This window comes from Paenibacillus sp. AGC31 (assembly GCF_057334655.1).
Window position 1 is genome coordinate 72135 of the sequence record NZ_JBHFJH010000033.1, and the last position, 23140, is coordinate 95274.

The window sequence follows — 23140 nt, forward strand, 5'->3', positions numbered from 1 at the left end:
CTAATGAAGGAAAAATTACGTTCCCCCAGCAATCGCGATGTTTAGATCCAAATTCAATCCTAGAAAAGAGAAAGCTGATTGCTCTCTGGCAAGCCACGGAAACATCCCATATTGGACAGGAGTTCAACAATGGTCTTACTTGCTTTCGACTTCTGCTGGAAGTCCTCAACCGATAGAAACTCACCATGATCTCTTGCTGCAGCAATGTTGCGAGCAGCATTATCCCCGATTCCTGCCAACGCCGAAAATGGAGGGATTAGTGATTTTCCGTCAACGATGAACTTTGTCGCTTCCGAACGGTATAAGTCAATGGATTTCAGCGAGAATCCGCGTGCTGCCATTTCCAGACCCATTTCCAGAACAGGTAACATGTTTTTCTCTTTTGGAGGTGCCTGGAAACCTAATTGCTCAATTTCCGTAATTTTGCGATAGATCGCGTCATATCCCTGACACATCAGTTCGATATCAATCTCATCCGCCCGAACGGTAAAGTAAGTTGCGTAATATTCAATCGGATGATACAGCTTGAAGAACGCCGTACGTACTGCCGAAATAACATAAGCGGCCGCGTGTGCCTTCGGGAACATGTACTGGATTTTGAGACATGAATCAATGTACCATTGAGGCACTTTACAATTCTTCATCTCGTCAATCCATTCCTGCGGCAGGCCCCGTCCCTTACGAACACTCTCGGTAATCTTAAATGCCAGACTTGCGTCCATTCCCGTTTTATAGATCAGGAATAACATGATATCATCCCGACAACCGATTACCGTCTTAATGTTACACGTTCCGTTCTTAATCAGATCCTGAGCGTTTCCAAGCCATACCCCTGTACCATGGGAGAGTCCGGAAATCTGCAATAAATCGGCAAAAGACGTCGGCTGGGATTCGACAAGCATCTGACGTACAAACTTCGTTCCCATCTCTGGTACGCCAAACGTCGCGACTGGCGACCTAATCTGTTCCGGTGTAACACCCAGAGCGTCGGTTGAGTTAAACATGCTCATGACTTTGGGATCATTCATCGGAATGCTCGTTGGATCGACCCCTGTCAAATCCTGCAACATCCGCATCATAGTTGGATCATCATGCCCCAGAATATCAAGTTTCAGCAAGTTTTCTTCAAAAGCATGATAATCAAAGTGTGTGGTTTTCCACTCCGCATTAACGTCGTCAGCTGGGAACTGAACAGGTGTAACGTCTTCCACCTCGATATAATCAGGTACCACGACAATACCGCCGGGATGCTGTCCAGTACTCCGTTTCACCCCAGTACATCCCGAAGCCAAACGATTCAATTCAGCTCCGCGCCATTTCTTGTGATGTTCTTCCTCATATTTCTTGGCAAAACCAAATGCTGTTTTCTCAGCCACCGTACCAATGGTCCCCGCACGGAAAACACTCTTCTCACTAAAGAGTACTTTCGTATAGTTATGGGCATGAGGCTGATAATCACCAGAGAAATTCAAGTCAATATCGGGAACTTTATCTCCTTTAAATCCAAGGAAGGTCTCAAACGGAATATCCTGGCCTTCTCCTTTAAGTGTGCCACCACAATCCGGACACTCTTTCTCTGGAAGGTCAAATCCACTCCGTACACTGCCGTCCAGGAACCACTCGCTGTGTTTGCATTCCGAATTCACACAAATATAATGAGCAGGTAGTGGATTAACCTCGGATATCCCCAGGAATGTAGCAACAACAGAGGAGCCTACTGATCCCCGTGAACCTACGAGGTAACCATCCTGATTCGATTTTTTAACCAAGCGCTCCGAGATCAGATAGTTGGCAGAAAAACCGTATTTAATAATTGGAATGAGTTCTTTCTCTAATCGTGCCACGATTACTTCCGGTAACTCCTCGCCATAGATGGACTTGGCAGTTTCATAGCAGGTATTACGGATCTCTTCGTCTGCACCTTCCAGAATCGGAGTAAACAGTTTGTCCGGGAATAACTTAATTTCCTCAAATCGATCAGACAGCTCCACCGTATTTGTAACAACGACTTCGTAAGCTTTATCTTGGCCCAGGAACTGGAACTCTTCCAGCATTTCCTCTGTCGTTCTAAAATGTGCATCCGGTTTACGCTGATCTTTCAGTGGACTAAATCCTGTAATTCCGTGAATGGTGATATCCCGATATAACTTGTCACGTGGTTCCAAATAGTGCACGTTACCTGTGGCTATGACCGGTTTATTCAGTTTTGCACCTATATCGATAACTTTACGGATCGCTGTTTTGATTTCTTCGGGCGTAGCCACCAACCCTTTATCCACCAAATGCATATACATGGTAAGCGGTTGGATCTCCAGTATGTCATAGAACTCAGCGATCTCTTCTGCTTCTTCGAGCGATTTGTTAAGCACCGCTTCGAAAAATTCCCCTTTTTCACAGCCCGAAATAATAACAAGACCTTCACGCAAATTAATCAGTTTCGATTTGGGAATGCACGGTACCCGCTTGAAATGTTCCGTATGAGAGAGAGATACCAGCTTATATAGATTTTTCTTGCCGACATCATTCAATGCATAGATTCCACAATGGAAAGGTCTTGTATTCGACAAGTCGACACCTACATAATCATTCAAGCGATCAAGCCTTGTTAAACCTTTCATCTGAGCAGCATCATTTAATAATCCGATCAGTATACCCGCGAGTGCAACCGTATCATCTATGGCACGGTGATGACTTTCGAGTCCAACCTTATATTTATCCGCCATCGTATTCAGACGGTGGTTCTTATTTTTGGGAAATAACAATCGCGCCAGTTCCAATGTATCAAGGACCGGGTTAGGAAGCTCTGGCAATCCAATTTGCTTCAGGGAAGCCTGGATAAAGCCCATGTCAAAACGTGCATTATGCGCAACAAGCACACCATCACCAGCAAACTGCACAAAGTCACGGATAACAGGCTCCAGCTCAGGTGCGTCTTTTACCATGTCATCATTAATATTGGTCAACTGCTGAATGTTGTAGGGAATGCGTTCATGCGGATTCACAAATGTTGCAAACCGATCGATTTCCTTACCATCTTGCATCTTCACTGCTGCAATCTCAATGATTTTGTTCTGTGTTACCGACAAACCTGTGGTCTCGATATCAAATACGATGTATGTTGCTGTTTGGAGATCCAATGGCTGAGGAGCCATTACAACAGCAACAGAGTCATTCACGACATTGGCCTCAAGGCCGTAGATCATTTTAATCCCATTTTTCTTGGCAGCCTTGGAAGCCTCAGGATATACCTGCACCCCACCATGATCACTGACAGCAATCGCCTTGTGTCCCCACTCCGCTGCCATTTTCACGTATTTGTCGATCGAAGTTACAGCATCCATCGTGCTCATTGTAGAATGCAAATGGAACTCTACCCGTTTCTCTGGTGCATTATCCTTGCGAGACGGCGGTGCTTTGACTTCTATCAGATCTGAAGGGATCATGGCGAGTTCAGGAATCTGCATAAACCGGTCATACTCTACACGGCCACGCACTTTCACCCATTTACCGTTAGCCAGCAAACTGAGAATTTTAACATCCTCTTTTGTTTTGGCAAACATCTTCATTTGCATGGAGTCCGTGAAGTCGGTCAGGTAGAAGGTAAACAACGTATTTCCGTTTCGCAATTCTTTGCGATCCAGACCAAATACAGAACCTTGAAGCGTGACCTTTTTCTCTTCATCCTGGATTTCCTGCATGGGTACTGGTGGCTCCTTAATATCGTAACCCATTTGCAAACGCAGATCACCCTGCTCCTCATCCACCGGGATTTCTGTGTCCACTTCACTCATCATCTTCTCGATGACCTCAAGTTCCTCTACACGTTTTTGGGCCTGGAACTGTTCCATGGCCTCTTTATTACTTCCCACTTCACCCACTTGCATCTTGATGCGAAGAGGTAAATGAAAGTACTTATCATAGAATTTTGTAATAGCCTGATCAATCTGTTTCTTACGAGCCAACTCCATTGACGTTGCATCACTCATTGTCAGTTGTAGAAGATCCTCTTCACATTCAAAGGTTGTCCGGTTCATCCAACCATTTACAGATGGAATCTCACGGGTAACCCACTCCAGAAACAGATTCCAATATTCACTGACGATATCACCATTTTGTACTTGATCCGTGTATTTGAAGCCAAATGAAATTTTGGCGATATGATTCATCTTCTCTTGAATATGCAGGCAAAATGTGCGATAGATTGGAGCTGGTACCAACGTATCCTTCGCAATCAGAATATTCCATTCCCGATTACTTCGATTGGTCTCTACTTGTTCAATCCATCCATCCAAAAAATAGGGCTCTAACAGACCAGCCGGAAGCTCTGCCTGTTTCATCAGCAACTCAAACCGTTTTCTCTTCTCCTCGAATCCGCTCATCGTGTTCCTCCTTGTACCCCCTTAAAGCATGAAAAGCCCCTGCATTCAAAAATGTCACCGATCCGAACTCGCACCGACTCATTTTATCCGACAGAAGCTCTCCATTCATTACTTAAACGGTGAATAAGTGCTTTTCGTCAAGTGATCCTGACTTAGTATGCTCTTGCAAACACAACCGTGTGTTCTGCCTGTTCACCACAAGCCAGGCACGTATGCTTTTCTTCCGCAGGCTGGAACGGAATGTTACGGCTTGTTGCACCTGTAACTTCTCTTACTTTATCTTCGCAAGCTTCTGAACCGCACCATCCAGCCAGTGTAAACCCGCGTTTATTTTCCATCAGTTCTTTCATCTCATCGAGTGTATCCACGGAGTAGAAGTTATCCGACATAAATGTGCGAGCACGCTCTAACATATCTACCTGGATCTGTGTCAGCATAGCCTGGATTTCCTCTACCAGGTTCGCTTGTTCTACCACTTTCTTCTCACCTGTGATCCGTGATACGAGTACACAAACGCCATTTTCCATATCACGTGGACCAATCTCCAGACGAATCGGAACACCGCGCATCTCGTATTCATTGAATTTCCAACCTGGGCGAACATCACTGCGATCATCCATTTTCACACGGACTCCAGCTTTTTTCAACTCAGTGAACAACTCATCTGCACGCCCAACAACAGCATCACGCGTTTTCGGAGGTCCAATTGGAATCATGACCACTTGTGTTGGTGCCACTTTAGGAGGAAGTACGAGACCACGGTCATCTCCGTGAACCATAATTAATGCACCGATCAAACGTGTGCTTACTCCCCATGAAGTAGTGTAAGCCAGCTCCAGCACATTATTGCGGCTAAGATACTGGATTTCAAATGCTTTTGCAAAGTTCGTCCCCATATAGTGAGATGTACCTGCTTGTACAGCACGTCCATCCTTCATCATGGCTTCGATCGAGTACGTATCCACCGCACCCGCAAACTTCTCGGATTTGGTTTTCTGACCCACAATTACAGGAATAGCCAAGTATTCCTCAACCACTTCACGATAAATTTCAAGCATTTTCATCGTTTCTTCACGTGCTTCTTCTTCCGTCTCATGCGCTGTATGACCTTCCTGCCACAGGAACTCACTTGTGCGAAGGAACGGCAACGTTCTTTTTTCCCAACGAACTACGTTAGCCCACTGGTTGATCAGTACCGGAAGATCCCGATAAGACTGAATCCACTTTGAATACATGTGACCGATAATCGTTTCGGATGTAGGACGGATTGCCAGACGTTCTTCCAGCTTCTCTCCGCCAGCTTCAGTAACCCATGGTAATTCAGGGTTAAAACCTTCCACGTGCTCTTTTTCCTTTTGAAAGAAGCTCTCAGGAATGAACATCGGGAAGTACGCATTGCGATGACCCGTTTCCCGGAAACGACGATCCAACTCATCCTTAATATGTTCCCAGATTTCAAAGCCGTCTGGTTTGAACACAATACAACCGCGTACGGGTGCATAGTCCATGAGATCAGCTTTTTTGATAACATCAATGTACCAGCGTGAGAAATCCTCACCCTGTGGTGTGATTTCAGTCACGAACTGTTTATCATTTTCCTTTGACATAAGACTCCAGCGTCCTCCCATAACGACTATCTCTGAATCTCCAGAGCGTAGTCCAACCGTAATTATCCGTTAATTAAACGTAATATATCATTGTAAGTTACTGCCAGCATCAACACAAACAACATCGCAAATCCGATAAAATGCACCATGCCTTCGCGATTGGGATCAACAGGTCTGCCGCGCAGCGCTTCAATTCCCAAAAATACCAGACGGCTGCCGTCCAGTGCAGGTATTGGTAGCAAGTTAAATATCCCAAGATATAGACTCAAAATCGCTGCCCATCTCGTTAACTGCTCAATCCCTTGTTTAGCAATTTGCCCTGTCACTTCAAATGTACGAACTGGGCCACCAATATCATCCATGTTGAATTGATTGATCAGATGTTTGAAACCTTCAAATATTATCTTGGTTGTATCAACCATGGCCACGCCAGAGACTTTAAATGTCTCTACAAATCCAACAGATCGGGTTGGTAGCGTAGGTACGATTCCCACTTTACCGCCCTCTTGTCCTTCTACAGCACGTGGAGTAATCGTTATATTAAACGTATCCGAACCCCGGCGCAGCGTCCATTCCATCGGCTTGTCTTTGGAATCGGCAATCATCGACACCATTTTTTGTGAATCCGTACCAATTGCAGTACCATTGATGGTTTCGATAATATCGCCCTTTTGCAGGTTCGCCTGATCGGCTGCCCCACCTTCAAGCACTTCACCAATTTGAAGATTTTTTGGATTTTCCACCGGAACTCCTGCCATCTGCGCATATACAGCAAACAACACAAAGGCCAAGATAAAGTTCATGAGTGGGCCCGCAAAAATAGCTAATGCACGCTGTCCAACAGTTTTGCTGCCGAATTGACGATCTTTCGGTGCAATCTGCGTTTGTTTACCACGACTTACCAACATTGCTTGAGGATGAATACGATACGCCTGAATCTCACCATCTACATCCAGTTGAAGCTTCAGGGCGTTCTCCATATCAATGGAGATGACTTCACCACGTATTACATTTTTACGGTTATCCAACTGATCCAGATAGATCATCTTCACCTGGTCATCCGCTGATCTTACCGCGATGGTCTGTCCTTCCTGGATCTCTACCAGTTCCGGATCTTCCCCTGCCATTCGTGCATATCCACCAAAAGGCAACAAACGCAATGTAAACTGGGTCTCGTTTCTTTTATATGAGAACAATTTGGGACCAAAACCGATCGCAAACTCCCGTACAAGAATACCGGCGCGTTTGGCAAAATAATAATGCCCCCATTCATGAACCGTCACGATGACAAAGAACATGAGCACCGTTAGAAATACCACTTGTATGGTTTCCAATCCCTATCCATCCTCCTTCACGGCACATACCGCAGTCTGTCCCTCTAGATTATCATTATTCTCTGATGCCGCACAAGAGAATCACTTCTTCCAATTTGTTATGAAAAAAGAGATTACAGACTGGCCGCAAGCTTACGGCTCTCCTGATCACAACGCGCGATCTCCTGCAGATCAGGCTCGTCCACATTGTGGTGTGCTTCCAGCACAGAAGCAATAATATCTTCTATTTTAAGGAATGAAATCTCTTTACGCAAGAAACGGGCTACAGCAACCTCGTTGGCTGCATTAAACGCCGTTGTTGCGGTTCCTCCCATTTTACCACACTCATACGCCATTCTTAAACACGGGAACCGTTCCATATCCATCTCACGGAAATGTAATTTTCCAGCTTGAGCAAGAGACAGACGCTGTGCTGGTGATGGCAAGCGGTCAGGGTAAGTCAGTGCATATTGAATGGGAACTCGCATGTCCGGATTCCCCAGTTGTGCGATGATGCTGGTGTCATCAAATTCCACATAGGAATGAATAACACTCTCTGGGTGAAGCAATACATTAATCTGATCATATCGAAGACCAAATAACCAATGTGCTTCAATGACCTCGAGACCCTTGTTAACCATCGTTGCCGAGTCTATCGTAATTTTGGACCCCATTGACCAATTCGGATGTTTAAGCGCATCCTCAATAGTCACGCTCTTCAACTGTTCACGTGTAAGATCCCGGAATGATCCGCCTGATGCGGTGAGCGTAATGCCTGCCAAGCGTTCTCTGTTTTCACCATTCAAGCATTGGTATATCGCAGAGTGCTCACTATCGATGGGTAGCAAAGAGATTCCTTTGGCAGCCGCTCTTGTAGTAACAATATGCCCCGCCGTAACCAATGTCTCCTTGTTGGCCAGCCCGATCTGTTTGCCTGCGTCTATGGCAGCAAGCGTTGACTCCAATCCAACACTCCCCACCACCGCTGTAACAACCGTATGCGCATCGGTTCCTGCCGCAACTTCTACGAGTCCCTCAGTGCCATAAAACAGTTGCGTTCCTGCCGGCAAATGTGGAGCTACCTTCTCCGCCAATTCTTTGGACCCCACCGATACTTTCTTCGGCCGGTAACGTTTGGTTTGTTCGATCAGCAGGTCTGTATTGCCTCCGGCAGCCAGTCCCTCCACTTGAAAGAGTTCTGGATGCATGTCAACTACATCCAGTGTCTGGGTTCCAATGGAACCGGTTGACCCGAGAATCGCAATTTTTTTCATGCTGCACCTCATCTTTAATTATCAATGCCTACAACGAACAATGCTGTTATCTCAGACTCATGTTCTTCTTTAGTAGGGCAATAGCATTAGTATATGTACGAATGGAAAAACAACAATCCAGCTGTCGCACCGATCAAGAATGCCTCCATGCCCTGGGAGAAGACTGCCTGAATCCTTGATATTATATACACGTTTGTATGCAGACTGGATCAAGTCACCCATCTGACCTACAACTGCACAGGCAATTCCGATCACAATCGCTCTCTGCCAGGAAAGCAAACCATCTGATACTAATGCAAAAATAACAGAAGTAACAATTGCAATCACGATGCCACCCAGTGCACCCTCCACGGTTTTGTTTGGACTGATGGAAGGCCACAGTTTGTTTTTACCAATGAGTTTCCCTACAAAATAAGCTCCTGCATCACTGGCCCATATGGAACCCAGCAACAGGAACGTCCAGAACAATCCATGATGCAGATGTCTGGATTCTGCAATGTAATAGAAACCGATCCCTATATACAACACGCCGAGGAAAAGCATCGCCACTGTATTCACGGGAAGCTTATTTTTGGTGACAACCGAAGCTGTCATCAGCACAAGCATTACTATCCAGATGACCTGAAATAAGGATAACGGTCTTGCCTCCCAAAGCATTTCCCAAGGAAACACAATGGCAAAAACACCAGCATATCCAATCAGGGCCACACCTGAAAAAGGCATCACCCCGGTCATTTTAACAAATTCATAATAACCGATGAGAGCCATAAGCAATACCAAACCATGGTACCAGGGTCCGCCCAGCATGCAAAAACCTAAAAACAACACACCTGCTATGATTCCTGTCGTTAATCGCTGTTTCAACGGCTTCATCCTCCATCTATTTCAAACCGCCGTAACGCCTTGTTCTGCGCTGATATTCGGCTACTGCTTCAAGCAAATGCTTTTTGCCAAATTCGGGCCAGTATATATCCGTAAACCATAATTCACTATATGCAAGCTGCCAGAGCATAAAGTTGCTTAATCTCAACTCTCCGCTCGTCCGGATCAGCAGATCCGGATCGGGCATGTCAACCGTCAGCATATGTCTATCAATGAGTTCAGGTGTTATGTCCTCTGCCGATAGTTCCCCCGATTTCACCTGCAGAGCGATCTGTTTAACACAGTCCGTCATTTCACGACGACTTCCATAGTTCATTGCAAAGTTCAAAACGAGACCTGTATTATGTTCCGTAAGACGAATGGCTTCCCGCAAGGCATTAATGGTATGAGAAGGTAAATGTTCCTCTTGACCCATCATGCGAATGCGCACATTTTTTTCTATAAGTTCATCCAGCTCTATGGCTAGAAATTCTTGCGGAAGTCGCATCAGAAAATCCACTTCTTCTTTTGGACGCGTCCAGTTTTCTGTCGAAAAAGCGTACATCGTCAGATATTTGATGCCCAGTTCATCCGCCGCGATGGTCGCACGTTTGACCGCCTTCATGCCATTTTGGTGCCCGGCTATACGCGGGAGTCCCAAACGTTTGGCCCATCGTCCATTGCCGTCCATGATGATGGCGACGTGCTGCGGGATATTGTCCTCGGATATAGTCAGCGTTTCCTGCTTGTCAGCCCCATTCCACCACGACCGAACCCGTTTGATCATTCCTGTTCCTCCAAAATCCCTGAAGTTTCTTTATCTGAAGCTTGGAAAAAGAGACAAAACCCCACCGTATTGGAGGGGCTGCGCTTGTCTTACACTTCCATGATTTCTTTTTCTTTGGCAGCGAGTACCTTATCGACTTCAGCAATAAACTTGTCGGTCGATTTTTGGATATCGTCCTGATGTCTCCGGGATTCATCCTCGGAAATATCTGACTTTTCCATTTTCTTGATGTCATCATTCGCGTCACGGCGAATGTTACGAATCGCTACTTTACCTTCTTCACCGAACTTTTTCGTCAGCTTAACAAGTTCCGCTCTACGTTCTTCCGTCAATGCCGGAATAGACAAACGGATCATGCTACCATCATTGGCTGGAGTAAGACCCAGATCCGATTTCATGATGGCACGCTCGATGTCACCCATGGAGGATTTGTCCCAAGGCTGAATCATCAGGGTACGGGAATCCGGAGTACTGATATTAGCGAGTTGATTCAATGGCGTCATTGCCCCATAATACTCTACCTGAATTCGGTCCAGAAGAGCTGGAGTTGCACGGCCTGCACGCAAAGTAGCCAAGTCACGACGCAATGCTTGAATTGCTTTTTCCATACGCTCTTCGGCATGTTGTTTAACCGCTTGTGGCATTAATCTACACTCCCTTTAACGATTGTTCCGATACGTTCGCCCAGAACAACACGTTTGATGTTACCTTGTTCCGTAATGGCAAATACGATCAACGGGATGTTGTTGTCCTTACAAAGCGAGGATGCCGTCGAATCCATTACACCAAGGTCTTTGTTAAGAATATCCATGTAGGTCAACTGATCAAATTTCACAGCTGTACTGTCCTTAAACGGATCTGCTGAGTATACACCATCAACTTTATTTTTGGCCATCAAGATAACTTCTGCTTCAATCTCCGCTGCGCGCAGTGCTGCTGTTGTATCCGTGGAAAAGAACGGGTTACCTGTACCTGCTGCAAAAATAACGACCCGGCCTTTCTCCAGATGGCGAATAGCTCTACGACGAATATAAGGCTCTGCAATCTGTTGCATTGCAATAGATGTCTGTACACGCGTAGGCACTTCAATCTGTTCCAAAGCATCCTGCAGTGCCAGCGAGTTCATCACTGTCGCCAGCATACCCATATAATCGGCAGTTGCACGATCGATGCCTTTTTCGCTACCGGCAATTCCACGCCAGATGTTTCCGCCGCCACATACAATAGCAACCTGTACACCAAGTGCAACAACCTCTTTTACCTGTTGGGCAATCGACGAGATCGTATCTGCATCAATACCGTAGCCGTTTTGACCGGAAAGAGACTCTCCGCTGACCTTTAAGACTACACGTTTAAATACTGGCTGTTCCAATTATTCACCCTCCACTTTGAATTGAACACGCTTGGTGTTCAACCAACAAAACTTCTCGCGCATGGCCTCCTGCTTAAAAAGAAAGGAACACAGTTGTGTTCCGCTCTTTTAGGAAAAACGTTTAACCGGTAAGGCACTGTTTTTCTGAGATATAAGGGAGTTTACGCTTCGAAGTTTCATCATTCTTATATCTTCGAAAATCAATTTTGCTCGCCGGTTTATAGAAACCGTCTTATTTGTTTACTTGGGACATTACTTCTTCTACGAAGTTGTCTACTTTTTTCTCAAGACCTTCACCCAGTTCGTAACGAACGAAACGACGGATGGAGATGTTTTCACCAATTTGGCTGATTTTTTCGTTCAACAATTGAGAAATCGTTTTGTCTGGATCTTTAACAAAAGTTTGTTCCAGCAGGCAGTACTCTTCGTAGTATTTACCGATACGGCCTTCAACCATTTTTTCAATGATTTTCTCTGGTTTGCCTTCATTAAGAGCTTGAGCTTTCAGGATTTCTTTTTCTTTTTCCAGCTCATCTGCAGGAACTTCTTCGCGTGTAACGAATTTAGGATTAGCTGCAGCGATTTGCATAGCTACATCTTTAACGAAATCCTTAAATTGATCCGTTTTACCAACGAAGTCAGTTTCACAGTTAACTTCAACCAAGACACCAATGCGTCCACCAGCGTGGATGTAAGATTCTACAACGCCTTCAGTGGCTGCACGGCCTGCTTTGCTTGCTGCTGCAGAGAGACCTTTCTCACGCAACAATTCAGCTGCTTTTGTTACATCACCATTTGCTTCTTCCAGTGCTTTTTTACAATCGAGCATACCAGCGCCCGTTCTTTCGCGAAGTTCTTTTACCGCACTCGCATTAACTGCCATTATAAATTCCCTCCAACATTAAGTATTGTACGTACACTCTAAAAAAAGGGCAGTGAGAGGTTATCCACCTGCCAACCACCCTTTTCATTTAGTTTATAACATATGTTCGAATCTATTAAGCGGAAGTTTCTTCGCCTTGGTTAGCTTCGATTACTGCATCAGCCATTTTACCTGTCAGCAATTTAACAGCGCGGATCGCGTCGTCATTACCTGGGATAACATAATCGATCTCGTCCGGATCGCAGTTAGTATCAACGATACCTACAATTGGGATACCCAATTTGCGAGCTTCCGCAACAGCGATACGCTCTTTGCGTGGATCGATGATGAACAGGGCGCTTGGCAGGCCTTTCATATTTTTAATACCGCCCAAGAATTTCTCCAGACGATCTTTTTCTTTGCGAAGCAAGATAACTTCTTTTTTAGGCAATACAGCGAATGTACCGTCTTCTTCCCAAGCTTCCAACTGTTTCAAACGATCAATACGTTTTTGAATTGTTTGGAAGTTAGTCAGGGTACCGCCAAGCCAGCGTTGGTTAATGTAGAATTGACCAGCACGTTCAGCTTCTTCTTTAACGGAATCTTGAGCTTGTTTCTTAGTACCCACGAAAAGAATTTTACCATTCTCTCCTGCGATTCCTTTAACGAAGTTGTAAGCCTCTTCGACTTTCTTCACCGTCTTTTGCAAGTCGATGATATAAATTCCGTTTCTTTCAGTGAAGATATAACGATCCATTTTTGGGTTCCAACGACGAGTCTGGTGACCGAAGTGTACCCCAGCTTCGAGAAGCTGCTTCATGGAGATTACTGCCATCTTCACACACCTCCTAATATGGTTTTTATTGTGTCCTCCGCCGGCATCATTTTTCGCCAAGACTCTCCATAAGGAAAGCACCCTCAACAAAATTAGCACATGCGTGTGTTTTAACACCGTTATCTAATATAGCATAATTGACTGTCCGATGCAACAGTCTTTAAAGCTAAAATCTACTTTTCGTTTTTTGCTAGTATCGAATCATTTTAAACTTGATATGTAACTCAGGCGCTAATTATTATCAAGCTTTGAAAATGCACCGTTTAATACGCAAAAACCGTCCTGTCCGAGCATGCTCAGTTTGACGGTTCTTTCGTAATTTTTGCGATAATGGATTTGAAACTTTCGCCTTTTTCAAGCGCATAGGTACCCACTTGGATTTTCGTATTGATTCGCTCAGCTTTGCCAGCCTTGATGAACGCTTGAGCATCATCTACGATTCCCGCGGTTTTTAGGTTTGCTGCAACGATCGCCAGACTATTGCCTGAGCGTACCTTGAATGATACTGTTGCGCCTTTCGGATTGCTCGGCGTTACAGGTTCTGTTGTCTTCGGCTCAGTTATCTCTTTTTGCCCTTCACCTTCACTTGCAGCAGGCTCTTGTGGCTTCTCAGGCTCTGCGGGTGTTTCCGTAGAGGTTACTGTCTCCGGCGGTGTTGCTGTTTCCCCTTGCAACTCACTGCTTTCTTGCTTTTTCTTCTCTACCCACTCAGCTTCTGTGAACAATCCCTCTTCAGAACCAACCACCTTCATATCCAGGCTTTTTGCGACTGTTTCAAGCTGTTCTTTGGTCATATTGGCGGTCTGCTCAGGGTCCAGATTACTATCCGATAATGCATTTTGTCCAACTGTGGCCAGTTGTAGCAAAACCGCACCAATAATCAAGCCGCTCCCTATACCAATCCATAAGGATCGCTTGTCCATGACTTAGCTTTCCTCCCGTTCTGCCAGTTGCAGTATTAACTGTACCTCACCACGCTGAATGCCTGTCTGCTTGGATATGGCATCCATCGACTTACCCTCAGCATGTAGATTAAAGAGTTCTGCATATCGATCTTTAATCGACTCACTCCCAGGCAAAGATTCGACTTCACTGGTCTGTTCGTCTGCTTCTAACGCCTGCTGGGCCGCCTCTGCTTGTACACTTTTCACGAGCGCTTGTGCTTGCAAACCTTCGGAAGATGGTACGGATACATTACCGGAGTGTGGAACAGGTGCAGCGACAGGTTCGTTCTTTTTGCTCTGTTCCAGCTGATCCAACCGCTGCTGTAATTCCTGAAGTTGCAATTGCATACGTTGATCGGCTGCTGTCGCTTCTCCCTTCATTTCAGCTACACGTTGAATAAGAGCATCATTATCATTTTCGATCTCGGTCATGTAGTGTTCAAGCGTAGATTCCATCTCCTGCACCAGTTGATGCCCAGGCTCTTGCGCCTTGTTTTTCCGAGGCATAATACAAGCATAGGCGATGGCGCAGGCCCCTAATATGACAATAATGATCCATGGTGACAAATTGGGTTCTCTCCTTCTGATTCAACCATCGGTGCGCAAGATTCCATATCCATAACAACCATTTATTATAAAGACAGATCTATGTGTTTTCCCTTGTACGGGTGCTCTGCAGGTTTGACAGTTTCTTGAGCCTGAGCAGACTCCTGTCCATCGGAACCACTCTGCTGATCCCCATCATGGTTATGACCATCACGCACCGAAGTCTGTGAAGTTTCGTCCATTGCTTCACTTCGTTGCCTTGCTTCATTTGCTTCTTTCGATGTTTGCTCTGCCAAAAGATTCTGATCCGTAATCAGTCGCTGCTGGGCTTCACTTTGATAACGTCCCGCTTCACTTGTTCGTGGTACCGCAATCTGCAACTCCACTGCTTTGAAACTCATACGCTCACCTCACGGTTTCGAATGGATTTCTTCCTGTGCCTGAATGCTGTACTTAAACGTATGGAACCATCGTAATATCACCATCGTGATAATAAAATGAAATTCGACTCACTGGATCTTTAATAAATTTCGTGTATCTGCCGATAACTATTTTAGAGCCTCCATAAATCATCTTCAGAATATCAACACGAGCCTTACTTGTATCTTCAAGTGCCTTTTCAATTTCAAAGATACGCGTTTTCGTTTCTTCACTTATACGAAGAGCAGATTTCTGCGTAGCATTCAGCTTGATTCGCATCGACATCTTATCTGGAGTGAGTTGTCCAGCGGCAGCTAATTGATCCAGCAACGTCAAAGCTTTCTTCGTTTTATCCAAGGAATCCATCTGCTCTCTGACTTCCTTGCGCAAATCATTGAGTTCGTTACGTAGCTTTGGTAGCACACCAACTTCAATGGAAGTGACCGTGGACATGCTGTTGCCTACAACACGCGCTGAGACGTTCTGACCAGCCTGGATGGAGCCACCTACGATTAGACCTTTGGTGCCCGCACAGATGACACCATGGCCAGCACGAATATTGGAATGCATAATACTTTGGGAAACCAGAACATCTTCACCGGCATCTACGTTACCTTCTTGAATGAAAGTACATTTAACATTATGGCCTGCTTGTACCAGTCCTTTGTTATAACCAATAATACCACCGGTAATTTCGATTGAGCCGCCTGCTTCCAGTTCAGCTCCTTCGACACCTCCGACAACACGAATGTCACCTGCTGCTTTTACTTTAAATCCGGTAAGTACATTGCCTCGTATGACAACTGTGCCTACAAAGTCGATATTACCGTTATTGTAGTCAACGTCACCATTGACTTCATAGACCGGAAACACATTCAGTTTGTTACCGTCCGTTTTGGTAACCAGCCCATCCAGTGCAGCATACATCGCAGAACCATCCGGGTTAATCACAACGTTTTTCCCAACTTTAAACCGAGCTTCTTTTCCCGGACGATAAGGAATTTCCTCACCTGTTACTGCCCTGCCTGGTATGCCATCGCTAGGAGCGATCCGCTCTGCAATGATCTGACCACTACGGACATTGTTTAACCGGGTCACTTCTTTGTAATCGACGGTTCCATCTTCCGATTCCAATGGTCGTCGTTCATTCGTATCGTCCATTCCAACCAGAACCTTGATGAAGCCATCTGTTCCTTGAATGGGAGCGACACCCTCTGCAATCTTGTATTTATCTTTCAAGTAGGTTTCAGGGTTGCTCACAAAAAGTAATAATGCCTCTCGCGATACACCTTGTTTGATGCCCTTGTTCGCCACAAATTGTTCAAGTTCATCGATCGTGCAGGCAAAGCCTTCTTCCTCTTTGGAAAATTCAAGGTAGGCTGTGCATTTGTCGTCCGATAAAACAATGTTTAAACATTGTTCCAAAGCAGTCCGCTGTGTCACTGCAATTCTTCCCCCTTTTAGACTTTCCACTCCCCAAACTCCAATGATATTACTTCTCTCTATTAATCTTTACGCATCAACAAATCTTTCTGTTTGTCCAACGTGCCGCGTAATCGTAATATTGCCTTGGAATGTAACTGGGATATACGAGACGGAGAAAGAGACATAACCTCAGCAATTTCACTAAGAGAAAGATCTTCGTAATACAAGAGTGAAACAACCGTTCTCTCTTTTACCGTCAACTTGTCAAGCCCTTGCACCAAAGCTTCCTTCAAATAAAACTCATTCACTTTATAATCCGGGTTTTTGGCTTTCTCATCCACCATCAAAGACAGACGAGTCTCAGACTCTTCCTCACGAATTGGGTCCTCCAGCGAGCAAAGTGACATGACTGCCACTTCCTGAAGCATATGTTGAAAATCTTTAGTGGACACGTCCAGGTACTCGCTCATTTCCTCATCACTAACAGACCTGAGATAACTTTGTTCCAGCTGTTGGTAGGCGTCTTCAATTCGCTTGGCCTTCTCCCGCACAGAACGCGGAACCCAATCACCTTGACGCAGACCGTCAAGAATGGCTCCGCGGACCCTCCATGATGCATAAGTTTCAAATTGCAGACCACGTTCATAGTCGAACTTCTCCAATGCATCAATTAACCCCATAACGCCATTGCTCTCCAGGTCATCCTTGGGAACATTTTTGGGCAAACCAACAGCCAGTCGACCGGATACATAATTTACAATATGAAGATACTTTTCAATCAACGTTTTCTTGGCTTCAAGATCTCCATGTTCTTTCCACTTTTCCCACAGATCAGAATGGTTCAAATGTGAAGCTTTACGCTCGTTCAATTGCTTTCACCCTCCTTATTTGTCTGTCAGGTGACGAACGGCCTGCGCCAATTCCTCCGGATCCTTGGTCCGGACAAGTTTAGGCGGATCCAAAGGGGCGAATCCCGTTGGAGCTTTCGTCTCAGATGGCGGAAGATCGTCCCCAGATGAAGCGTTCTGTCCACTCTTGAGCAAATCATTCAGCTCTTGTCCATCGTCTTCGATTTTAATGTCCACCTGTGAACCTCTTTGATCTTGAGCATTTGGTGAATCATAACCATACCCATTTCCCTCGATCTGAGGGTTCAGCAGCAATCCCAATCCCCAGCGTAAACCATATGCAAGGACAAACCAGGCTACGAATCCGATCAATCCGCGAATTAAACTGGTCATCAGCACATTGCTGCTGTATGCTACAAAAAAAGTAAGAATAAACCCAACGATGCCTGCTCCAAGATTAATGCGGTAGTTTCCTATCATAGTCTTATAATTCCTTTACACCCATTTGTACACTTCGAATAGTCAAAAGTCCAGTTTCACAGTCCATCTCAATCGTTCGTCCATAATTCCCACCCGTATCTTCTGCTAGAAGAGGGATATTGAGTTTTTGAAGCCACTCTCGACAAGAATCTGCATTCCTTGGTCCAATGCGCATTGTATCTCCTGCGCCAGCAAAGGCAAACATCTGAGAGCCCCCGGCCATTTTAGACACAATACGTGAGTGAGAAGCGCCTAGTTTTATCATCTTTTCCAAAAGCTCAGGCAACGCCGTATCCGCATATTTCGCAGTGTTCAGTTTCCCTTCACGGGCGATCTCTGAAGTAGGAAGCATGACATGCGCCATTCCAGCCAGCTTCAAATGTGGGTCATACATTGTTAATCCCACACACGAGCCCAAGCCCGTCGTACGGATTACACCAGGAAGATGAGCGATGTTTAAATCCGCCATACCGACTTTAACGACGCTTTTGTCCTCAATCATGGCTCAGTGGCACCCCTAGCGATTCAAATATCTTTGCAAAGGATGGTGGATCCGGAATGAGGAAAAACTGACCCTCAACTTGATCTTCACCTTCAAAGAAAGATGTGTCAATCAACAATGCAGCGTCACCCATCTCGCCAAATTGCAGCAAGCCATAACTTAGAATGGCACCCGCCATGTCGATGGCAAGTCCAGGAACAGTTGGATACATAGACAACTTCGTGAAATCTGCCAAAGAAGAAAGATAGGATCCAGCCAAAATATTTCCAATTTCGGAAAGCGCTGATTGTTCCATATCTGTAAAAGCGAGTCCTTCTTTTAGATCAAACCCGGCAAGTCTATTCAACAACATTTTAGCAGCCTCTGGTGTCATCATAAAGAAAAGATTTCCCGGTGCTTCGCCTTCTACACGAAGAAACACGGTAACCACGATGCGTTCATCTCCGCCCACTTTTTCGGCAACTTCTTCAAAAGGGAGCATTTGTACTGTAGGTACACCCATGTCAATCGGTCTGTTGAGGAGTTGAGACAACGCCGTTGCGGCGTTGCCTGCTCCAATGTTACCGACCTCTTTGAGCACATCCATCTGGAATACCTCAAATCGGTTGAACATCTCCACGGTACTAGCCCTCAACACTTTCCAGCTGTACAATCTCGCTTTTATTTAATACTTCGTTTAGGTTGAGCATAATCAACAAGCGTGAATCCTCCAATTTAGCAACACCTCGCAGGTATCTTGCTTTGACGCCGCCAACCACTTCTGGTGGGCTATCGATTGCACTGCTCTTGATATCAATAACATCATTGGCAGAATCTACGATAAAGCCAACTTGCATGTCGTCTACACCTACGATAACAATACGAGTCTGATCCGTGTATTCCGTTTCCGGAAGGGAGAAACGACCGCGTAGATCAATGACCGGAATTACAACACCGCGTAGATTAATAACTCCTTTTACAAAGGAAAGTGTCTTGGGAACACGGGTAATTGGCATCATGCGCTCAATCGTCTGAACCTTATCTACCTCAATACCATACTCTTCGGAACCCAATTTAAAGACGATGACTTTCAACTCTTCTTCCATGTAAAAAACCTCCCTATTAAATGTAAGACTTAGCTCTATGCTTATTTAATAAATGCATTAGGATCAAGAATCAGGGCTACTTGTCCATCTCCGAGAATGGTTGCTCCAGAGATTCCTTCAATAGCAGGAAGATAGGTTCCCATTGATTTGAGAACAATCTCACTCTGTCCAATAAATTCTTCAACAGCTACGGCTGCAAGACGGTCGCCTTTGCGAATCACGACAATTTCTGTTTCCGGCTCATCAGCGTCATTGAAATCCGGTACGGAGAAAACTTCGCTCAAGGACAAGTACGGAATCAGTGACTCACGGAACGTGATCATTTTATTGCCGTGAATATTACGAACTTGCTCACGTTGTACAATGGCCGTCTCTACAATGGAGGACAACGGAACAGCGTATTTCTCTGAACCAAGTCGTACAAGCATTGCAGCAATAATGGATAGAGTCAATGGAAGCTGAACAGAGAAGTTCGTGCCTTTGCCTGGAGTTGAATGAATGGTTACATTACCGCCAAGCGAAGTGATCTTCGATTTTACTACATCCAAGCCAACGCCACGGCCAGAGATATCCGAGATAATATCAGCAGTACTAAAACCAGGTGCGAACAACAGTTGATTTACTTCATCGTCACTCATCTTGGCACCTTGTTCTTCGGTTACAACACCACGTTTGATCGCGGTTTTCAAAAGCTTGTCGCGATAGATACCTTTACCATCATCTTCAATCTCGATAAATACGTGATTCCCACTGTGGAAGGCACGCAGGTTTACTGTTCCCATCTCTGGTTTACCTGCAGCTACACGCTCTGCAATGGATTCCACACCATGGTCAACCGCGTTACGCAGTAAATGCACAAGCGGATCACCAATCTCATCAATTACCGTACGATCCAGTTCCGTCTCAGCACCTGTAATCACCAGATCGATTTTTTTATCAAGTGTCTTAGCCAGATCACGGATCATGCGCGGGAATCGATTAAATACAGTATCTACCGGAACCATCCGCAATTTCAGTACAATATTTTGCAAATCTGTGCTAACTCGACTTAAATGAGCTACTGTATCGGATAAATCATTGTTGCCTGTTTCACTGGCCAGTTGCTCCAGACGTGAACGGTCAATCAACAATTCGCTGAACAGGTTCATCAATACGTCGAGACGTTCAATATCCACACGAATGGTACGTGAAGGTGCAGCAGCTTGCTTCGGTGCAGCTGTTTTAGCTGGTACCGTTGTGGCTTCTTCTTTCGGTACAGAATTCTTATCCGGCGAAGCAACCTCAGCTACAGCTGTTGGTGCGGGTGGCGCTTCAACTGTAGCTGCTACCTGATTGGCCATCTGCTGAAGAGTCTCCTGATCCAGTTGAATGAGCTTCGCACTTTCAATTTCAGAGATACTCATGATGCCTTCTTCCAGTTCGTGCGCCTCTTTAGTTGTTATGTAATACAACGAGAAACTGCGCTCAAACTTCTCCTGCTCAATATCCTGAACGGATGGGTAAGCCTTAACGACTTCACCTGAACGTTCCAGCATATCAAAGACCATATAAGCCCGTACACCTTTTAACTGGCTATGCTCGCTAACAAGCACATCCACGTAGAACACACGATGACCTTCGGCGATCGACTGATCCAGCACTGAATATTGGAATTCATCCAGCTCCACAGCCGAAGAGATTGAAGCGTTAGCCGGCTTGTTTGTTTCTGTAGCAGGTTCCTTTCCGTTTGTCATTTCACCATTTTCAATGGCCTGAAGTGAAGCTACGATTGACGACACATCTGCTTTACCTTGTCCACCTTCGGTAATATCCTGAACCATAGTTTCCAAAGCGTCCAGACTCTTGAACATGGTATCAAAAATGTAATCCTGCATTTTCAACTTCTCATTACGAACCAGATCCAACACATTTTCCATTTTATGTGTCAGTGATGCCAAATCTTCAAAGCCCATAGTTGCTGCCATACCCTTCAAGGTATGAGCAGAGCGGAATATAACCTGAACTATGCCCAGGTCTTCCGGATTGCCTTCAAGTTGAAGCATATTTTCGTTAAGCGATTGCAGATGATCATTAGACTCATCAATAAACATGGATAAATATTGGTTCATGTCCATTGTGAGGCACCTCCTCCGTGAGTTACACTCCGTTATTTCACTGCTTGAACAAGTTTAGACGCAATCTCCTGCAATGGCAGAAGATGACGAACGCATTGCAGCTCTACAGCAGAACGCGGCATACCATATACAACACATGTTTCTTCATTCTCGGCAAAGGTTGATGTAACTCCAGCTTCGTATAATCTCTTCATCATACGTGCTCCATCACTTCCCATTCCCGTCAGCAAAACAAGATGCCTTTGTAAAGATGTAAACGGCAGAAGTGACTCAAACATCGTATCCACTGAAGGTCTATGTCCATTCACTGGTTGATCTTCAGTCAGCTTCACGATAAACTTCCCGTCTGCTGTTTTGTTAACTTTCACATGGAATCCGCCGGGTGCTATATAGGCGGTTCCTTTTTTCAGAACCATGCCCTCTTCAGCTTCAACCACATGCAGTGGACTGAATGTATTCAATCGTTGAGCCAGAGAACGTGTGAAATTGGGCGGCATATGCTGCACAATAATGACCGGTGCAGGCAAATCAGCAGGCAACTGCTCAAGCAATGTCTTGAGAGCCCTCGGTCCACCCGTAGAACAACCTATTGCCACAAGTTTGTTGAATGGTCCTTCCAGCCCCCCTCCACCTTTGGGGACAGGAATGGGCTTGATTACATCCTTGGCTTTTGCAGAGGCAGAGGTTGCCGCTATTTGATCAGCTGCCACTCTAGCTGCATTAGGTAGTCGAACTTCCTTTGGAGTCTGTACTGGATTAGCTGACCTCACTGCTTTTTCTGCCTTCGTTCCCAAAATACGCTCAGCCTTTGGCAAAGGCTCCGGTTTATTCTCTACGCGACCTGGTTTTGAAGGTGACAATGGTTCAATTGGTTTCTTTGATTTGGCCTGAAAGGCTTCAGTCCGTTCTCGAAGAGAGCGTTGACTCGTCTCGACAGGTTCGATCGTTTTTTTCACAGGCTCCGCTCGATCCCTAGCCGGCAGTTCTTTCTGTACTGGCTGAGTTGGGGGAGCAACTGCTCCTCGCAACATGTCTCTATTTTTCATGGATAACTCACGATCAGCTTTTCTTTTGATCTCATTCATCGCAGCACGCATGCGCTCAACCAAGGCTTTACCAACTTGAGCAATATCCTGGTCATGTGAAATAGATGGTTTGCGAATGAAGTCAAATGCCCCGGCTTCAAGCGCCATAATGGTTTCTTTCATGCCTTGTTCATTGATACCAGAGAGCATAATTACAGGAACGAAAGATTCCTTCATAATTGATTTTAATGCATCCAACCCATTCATTTCGGGCATCTCAACGTCCATTGTAATAATATCGGGTTTCAATTCCAGTGATTTTTGAATCGCTTCTCTACCGTTTGATGCCGTTGCCGTTACCTTGAATTCCGGATCCGCTTGGATCAAATCCGTAACAATCTTACGCATAAAAGCGGAATCATCGACAACCAATACTTGATACGCCGCCATGTTGTGTCACC

At 45.3% G+C, this 23140-nt stretch carries 21 protein-coding genes; all 21 read right to left on the reverse strand.

The features are described from left to right. Positions 1 to 59 precede the first annotated feature (59 nt). The 21 genes from ACE04G_RS21235 to cheB all read right to left on the reverse strand — a co-directional run bounded on the left by ACE04G_RS21235 (position 60) and on the right by cheB (position 23129). Positions 60 to 4379, reverse strand: coding sequence for a PolC-type DNA polymerase III (locus tag ACE04G_RS21235; RefSeq protein WP_221824157.1), 4320 nt, complete (start codon positions 4377 to 4379; stop codon positions 60 to 62). Positions 4380 to 4531: 152 nt separating this feature from the next. Next, the gene (proS, locus tag ACE04G_RS21240) at positions 4532 to 5986 is read right to left on the reverse strand and encodes a proline--tRNA ligase (RefSeq protein ID WP_091031854.1); all 1455 of its coding nucleotides are present in this window, start codon (positions 5984 to 5986) and stop codon (positions 4532 to 4534) included. Positions 5987 to 6048: 62 nt separating this feature from the next. Further along, the gene (rseP, locus tag ACE04G_RS21245; protein ID WP_221824159.1) at positions 6049 to 7320 is read right to left on the reverse strand and encodes an RIP metalloprotease RseP; all 1272 of its coding nucleotides are present in this window, start codon (positions 7318 to 7320) and stop codon (positions 6049 to 6051) included. Positions 7321 to 7433: 113 nt separating this feature from the next. Continuing rightward, positions 7434 to 8573: a 1-deoxy-D-xylulose-5-phosphate reductoisomerase gene (locus tag ACE04G_RS21250; protein WP_221824161.1), complete on the reverse strand. Its 1140-nt coding sequence runs from the start codon at positions 8571 to 8573 to the stop codon at positions 7434 to 7436. Between the two features lie 69 nt (positions 8574 to 8642). Beyond that, the gene (locus ACE04G_RS21255) at positions 8643 to 9437 is read right to left on the reverse strand and encodes a phosphatidate cytidylyltransferase (protein WP_221824163.1); all 795 of its coding nucleotides are present in this window, start codon (positions 9435 to 9437) and stop codon (positions 8643 to 8645) included. Positions 9438 to 9453: 16 nt separating this feature from the next. Beyond that, positions 9454 to 10221: an undecaprenyl pyrophosphate synthase gene (gene uppS / locus ACE04G_RS21260; protein ID WP_017689151.1), complete on the reverse strand. Its 768-nt coding sequence runs from the start codon at positions 10219 to 10221 to the stop codon at positions 9454 to 9456. A gap of 89 nt (positions 10222 to 10310) precedes the next feature. After that, on the reverse strand, positions 10311 to 10865 hold the full coding sequence (gene frr, locus ACE04G_RS21265; protein ID WP_017689152.1) for a ribosome recycling factor: 555 nt from the start codon (positions 10863 to 10865) through the stop codon (positions 10311 to 10313). Then, positions 10865 to 11593, reverse strand: coding sequence for a UMP kinase (gene pyrH, locus ACE04G_RS21270; protein ID WP_076208883.1), 729 nt, complete (start codon positions 11591 to 11593; stop codon positions 10865 to 10867). The genes frr and pyrH overlap by 1 nt, the downstream gene beginning before the upstream one ends. A gap of 232 nt (positions 11594 to 11825) precedes the next feature. Then, positions 11826 to 12476: a translation elongation factor Ts gene (gene tsf, locus ACE04G_RS21275; RefSeq protein WP_036609326.1), complete on the reverse strand. Its 651-nt coding sequence runs from the start codon at positions 12474 to 12476 to the stop codon at positions 11826 to 11828. Positions 12477 to 12591: 115 nt separating this feature from the next. Continuing rightward, positions 12592 to 13290: a 30S ribosomal protein S2 gene (rpsB, locus tag ACE04G_RS21280; RefSeq protein ID WP_017689155.1), complete on the reverse strand. Its 699-nt coding sequence runs from the start codon at positions 13288 to 13290 to the stop codon at positions 12592 to 12594. A gap of 296 nt (positions 13291 to 13586) precedes the next feature. Continuing rightward, complete coding sequence (locus ACE04G_RS21285) at positions 13587 to 14213, reverse strand: hypothetical protein (protein WP_221824165.1); 627 nt, start codon at positions 14211 to 14213, stop codon at positions 13587 to 13589. A 3-nt stretch (positions 14214 to 14216) separates the two neighbouring features. After that, the gene (locus ACE04G_RS21290; protein WP_221824167.1) at positions 14217 to 14801 is read right to left on the reverse strand and encodes a hypothetical protein; all 585 of its coding nucleotides are present in this window, start codon (positions 14799 to 14801) and stop codon (positions 14217 to 14219) included. Positions 14802 to 14866: 65 nt separating this feature from the next. Beyond that, positions 14867 to 15181: a hypothetical protein gene (locus ACE04G_RS21295; RefSeq protein WP_449004591.1), complete on the reverse strand. Its 315-nt coding sequence runs from the start codon at positions 15179 to 15181 to the stop codon at positions 14867 to 14869. A gap of 52 nt (positions 15182 to 15233) precedes the next feature. Next, positions 15234 to 16643, reverse strand: coding sequence for a flagellar assembly protein A (locus tag ACE04G_RS21300; protein WP_221824169.1), 1410 nt, complete (start codon positions 16641 to 16643; stop codon positions 15234 to 15236). Positions 16644 to 16705: 62 nt separating this feature from the next. After that, positions 16706 to 17494, reverse strand: coding sequence for a FliA/WhiG family RNA polymerase sigma factor (locus ACE04G_RS21305; protein WP_017689160.1), 789 nt, complete (start codon positions 17492 to 17494; stop codon positions 16706 to 16708). Between the two features lie 15 nt (positions 17495 to 17509). Then, complete coding sequence (locus ACE04G_RS21310) at positions 17510 to 17953, reverse strand: hypothetical protein (RefSeq protein ID WP_076208888.1); 444 nt, start codon at positions 17951 to 17953, stop codon at positions 17510 to 17512. 4 nt (positions 17954 to 17957) lie between these two features. Further along, positions 17958 to 18455 (reverse strand): chemotaxis protein CheD, encoded by a 498-nt coding sequence (locus ACE04G_RS21315; RefSeq protein ID WP_017689162.1) that lies wholly within the window; start codon positions 18453 to 18455, stop codon positions 17958 to 17960. Next, positions 18448 to 19068: a chemotaxis protein CheC gene (locus tag ACE04G_RS21320; protein ID WP_091034987.1), complete on the reverse strand. Its 621-nt coding sequence runs from the start codon at positions 19066 to 19068 to the stop codon at positions 18448 to 18450. The genes ACE04G_RS21315 and ACE04G_RS21320 overlap by 8 nt, the downstream gene beginning before the upstream one ends. Before the next feature lie 10 nt (positions 19069 to 19078). Then, positions 19079 to 19540 (reverse strand): chemotaxis protein CheW, encoded by a 462-nt coding sequence (locus tag ACE04G_RS21325; RefSeq protein ID WP_036609340.1) that lies wholly within the window; start codon positions 19538 to 19540, stop codon positions 19079 to 19081. 41 nt (positions 19541 to 19581) lie between these two features. Continuing rightward, positions 19582 to 21654: a chemotaxis protein CheW gene (locus ACE04G_RS21330; protein ID WP_449004592.1), complete on the reverse strand. Its 2073-nt coding sequence runs from the start codon at positions 21652 to 21654 to the stop codon at positions 19582 to 19584. A gap of 32 nt (positions 21655 to 21686) precedes the next feature. Next, positions 21687 to 23129, reverse strand: coding sequence for a chemotaxis-specific protein-glutamate methyltransferase CheB (cheB, locus tag ACE04G_RS21335; RefSeq protein ID WP_449004593.1), 1443 nt, complete (start codon positions 23127 to 23129; stop codon positions 21687 to 21689). Between the last annotated feature and the right edge of the window lie 11 nt (positions 23130 to 23140).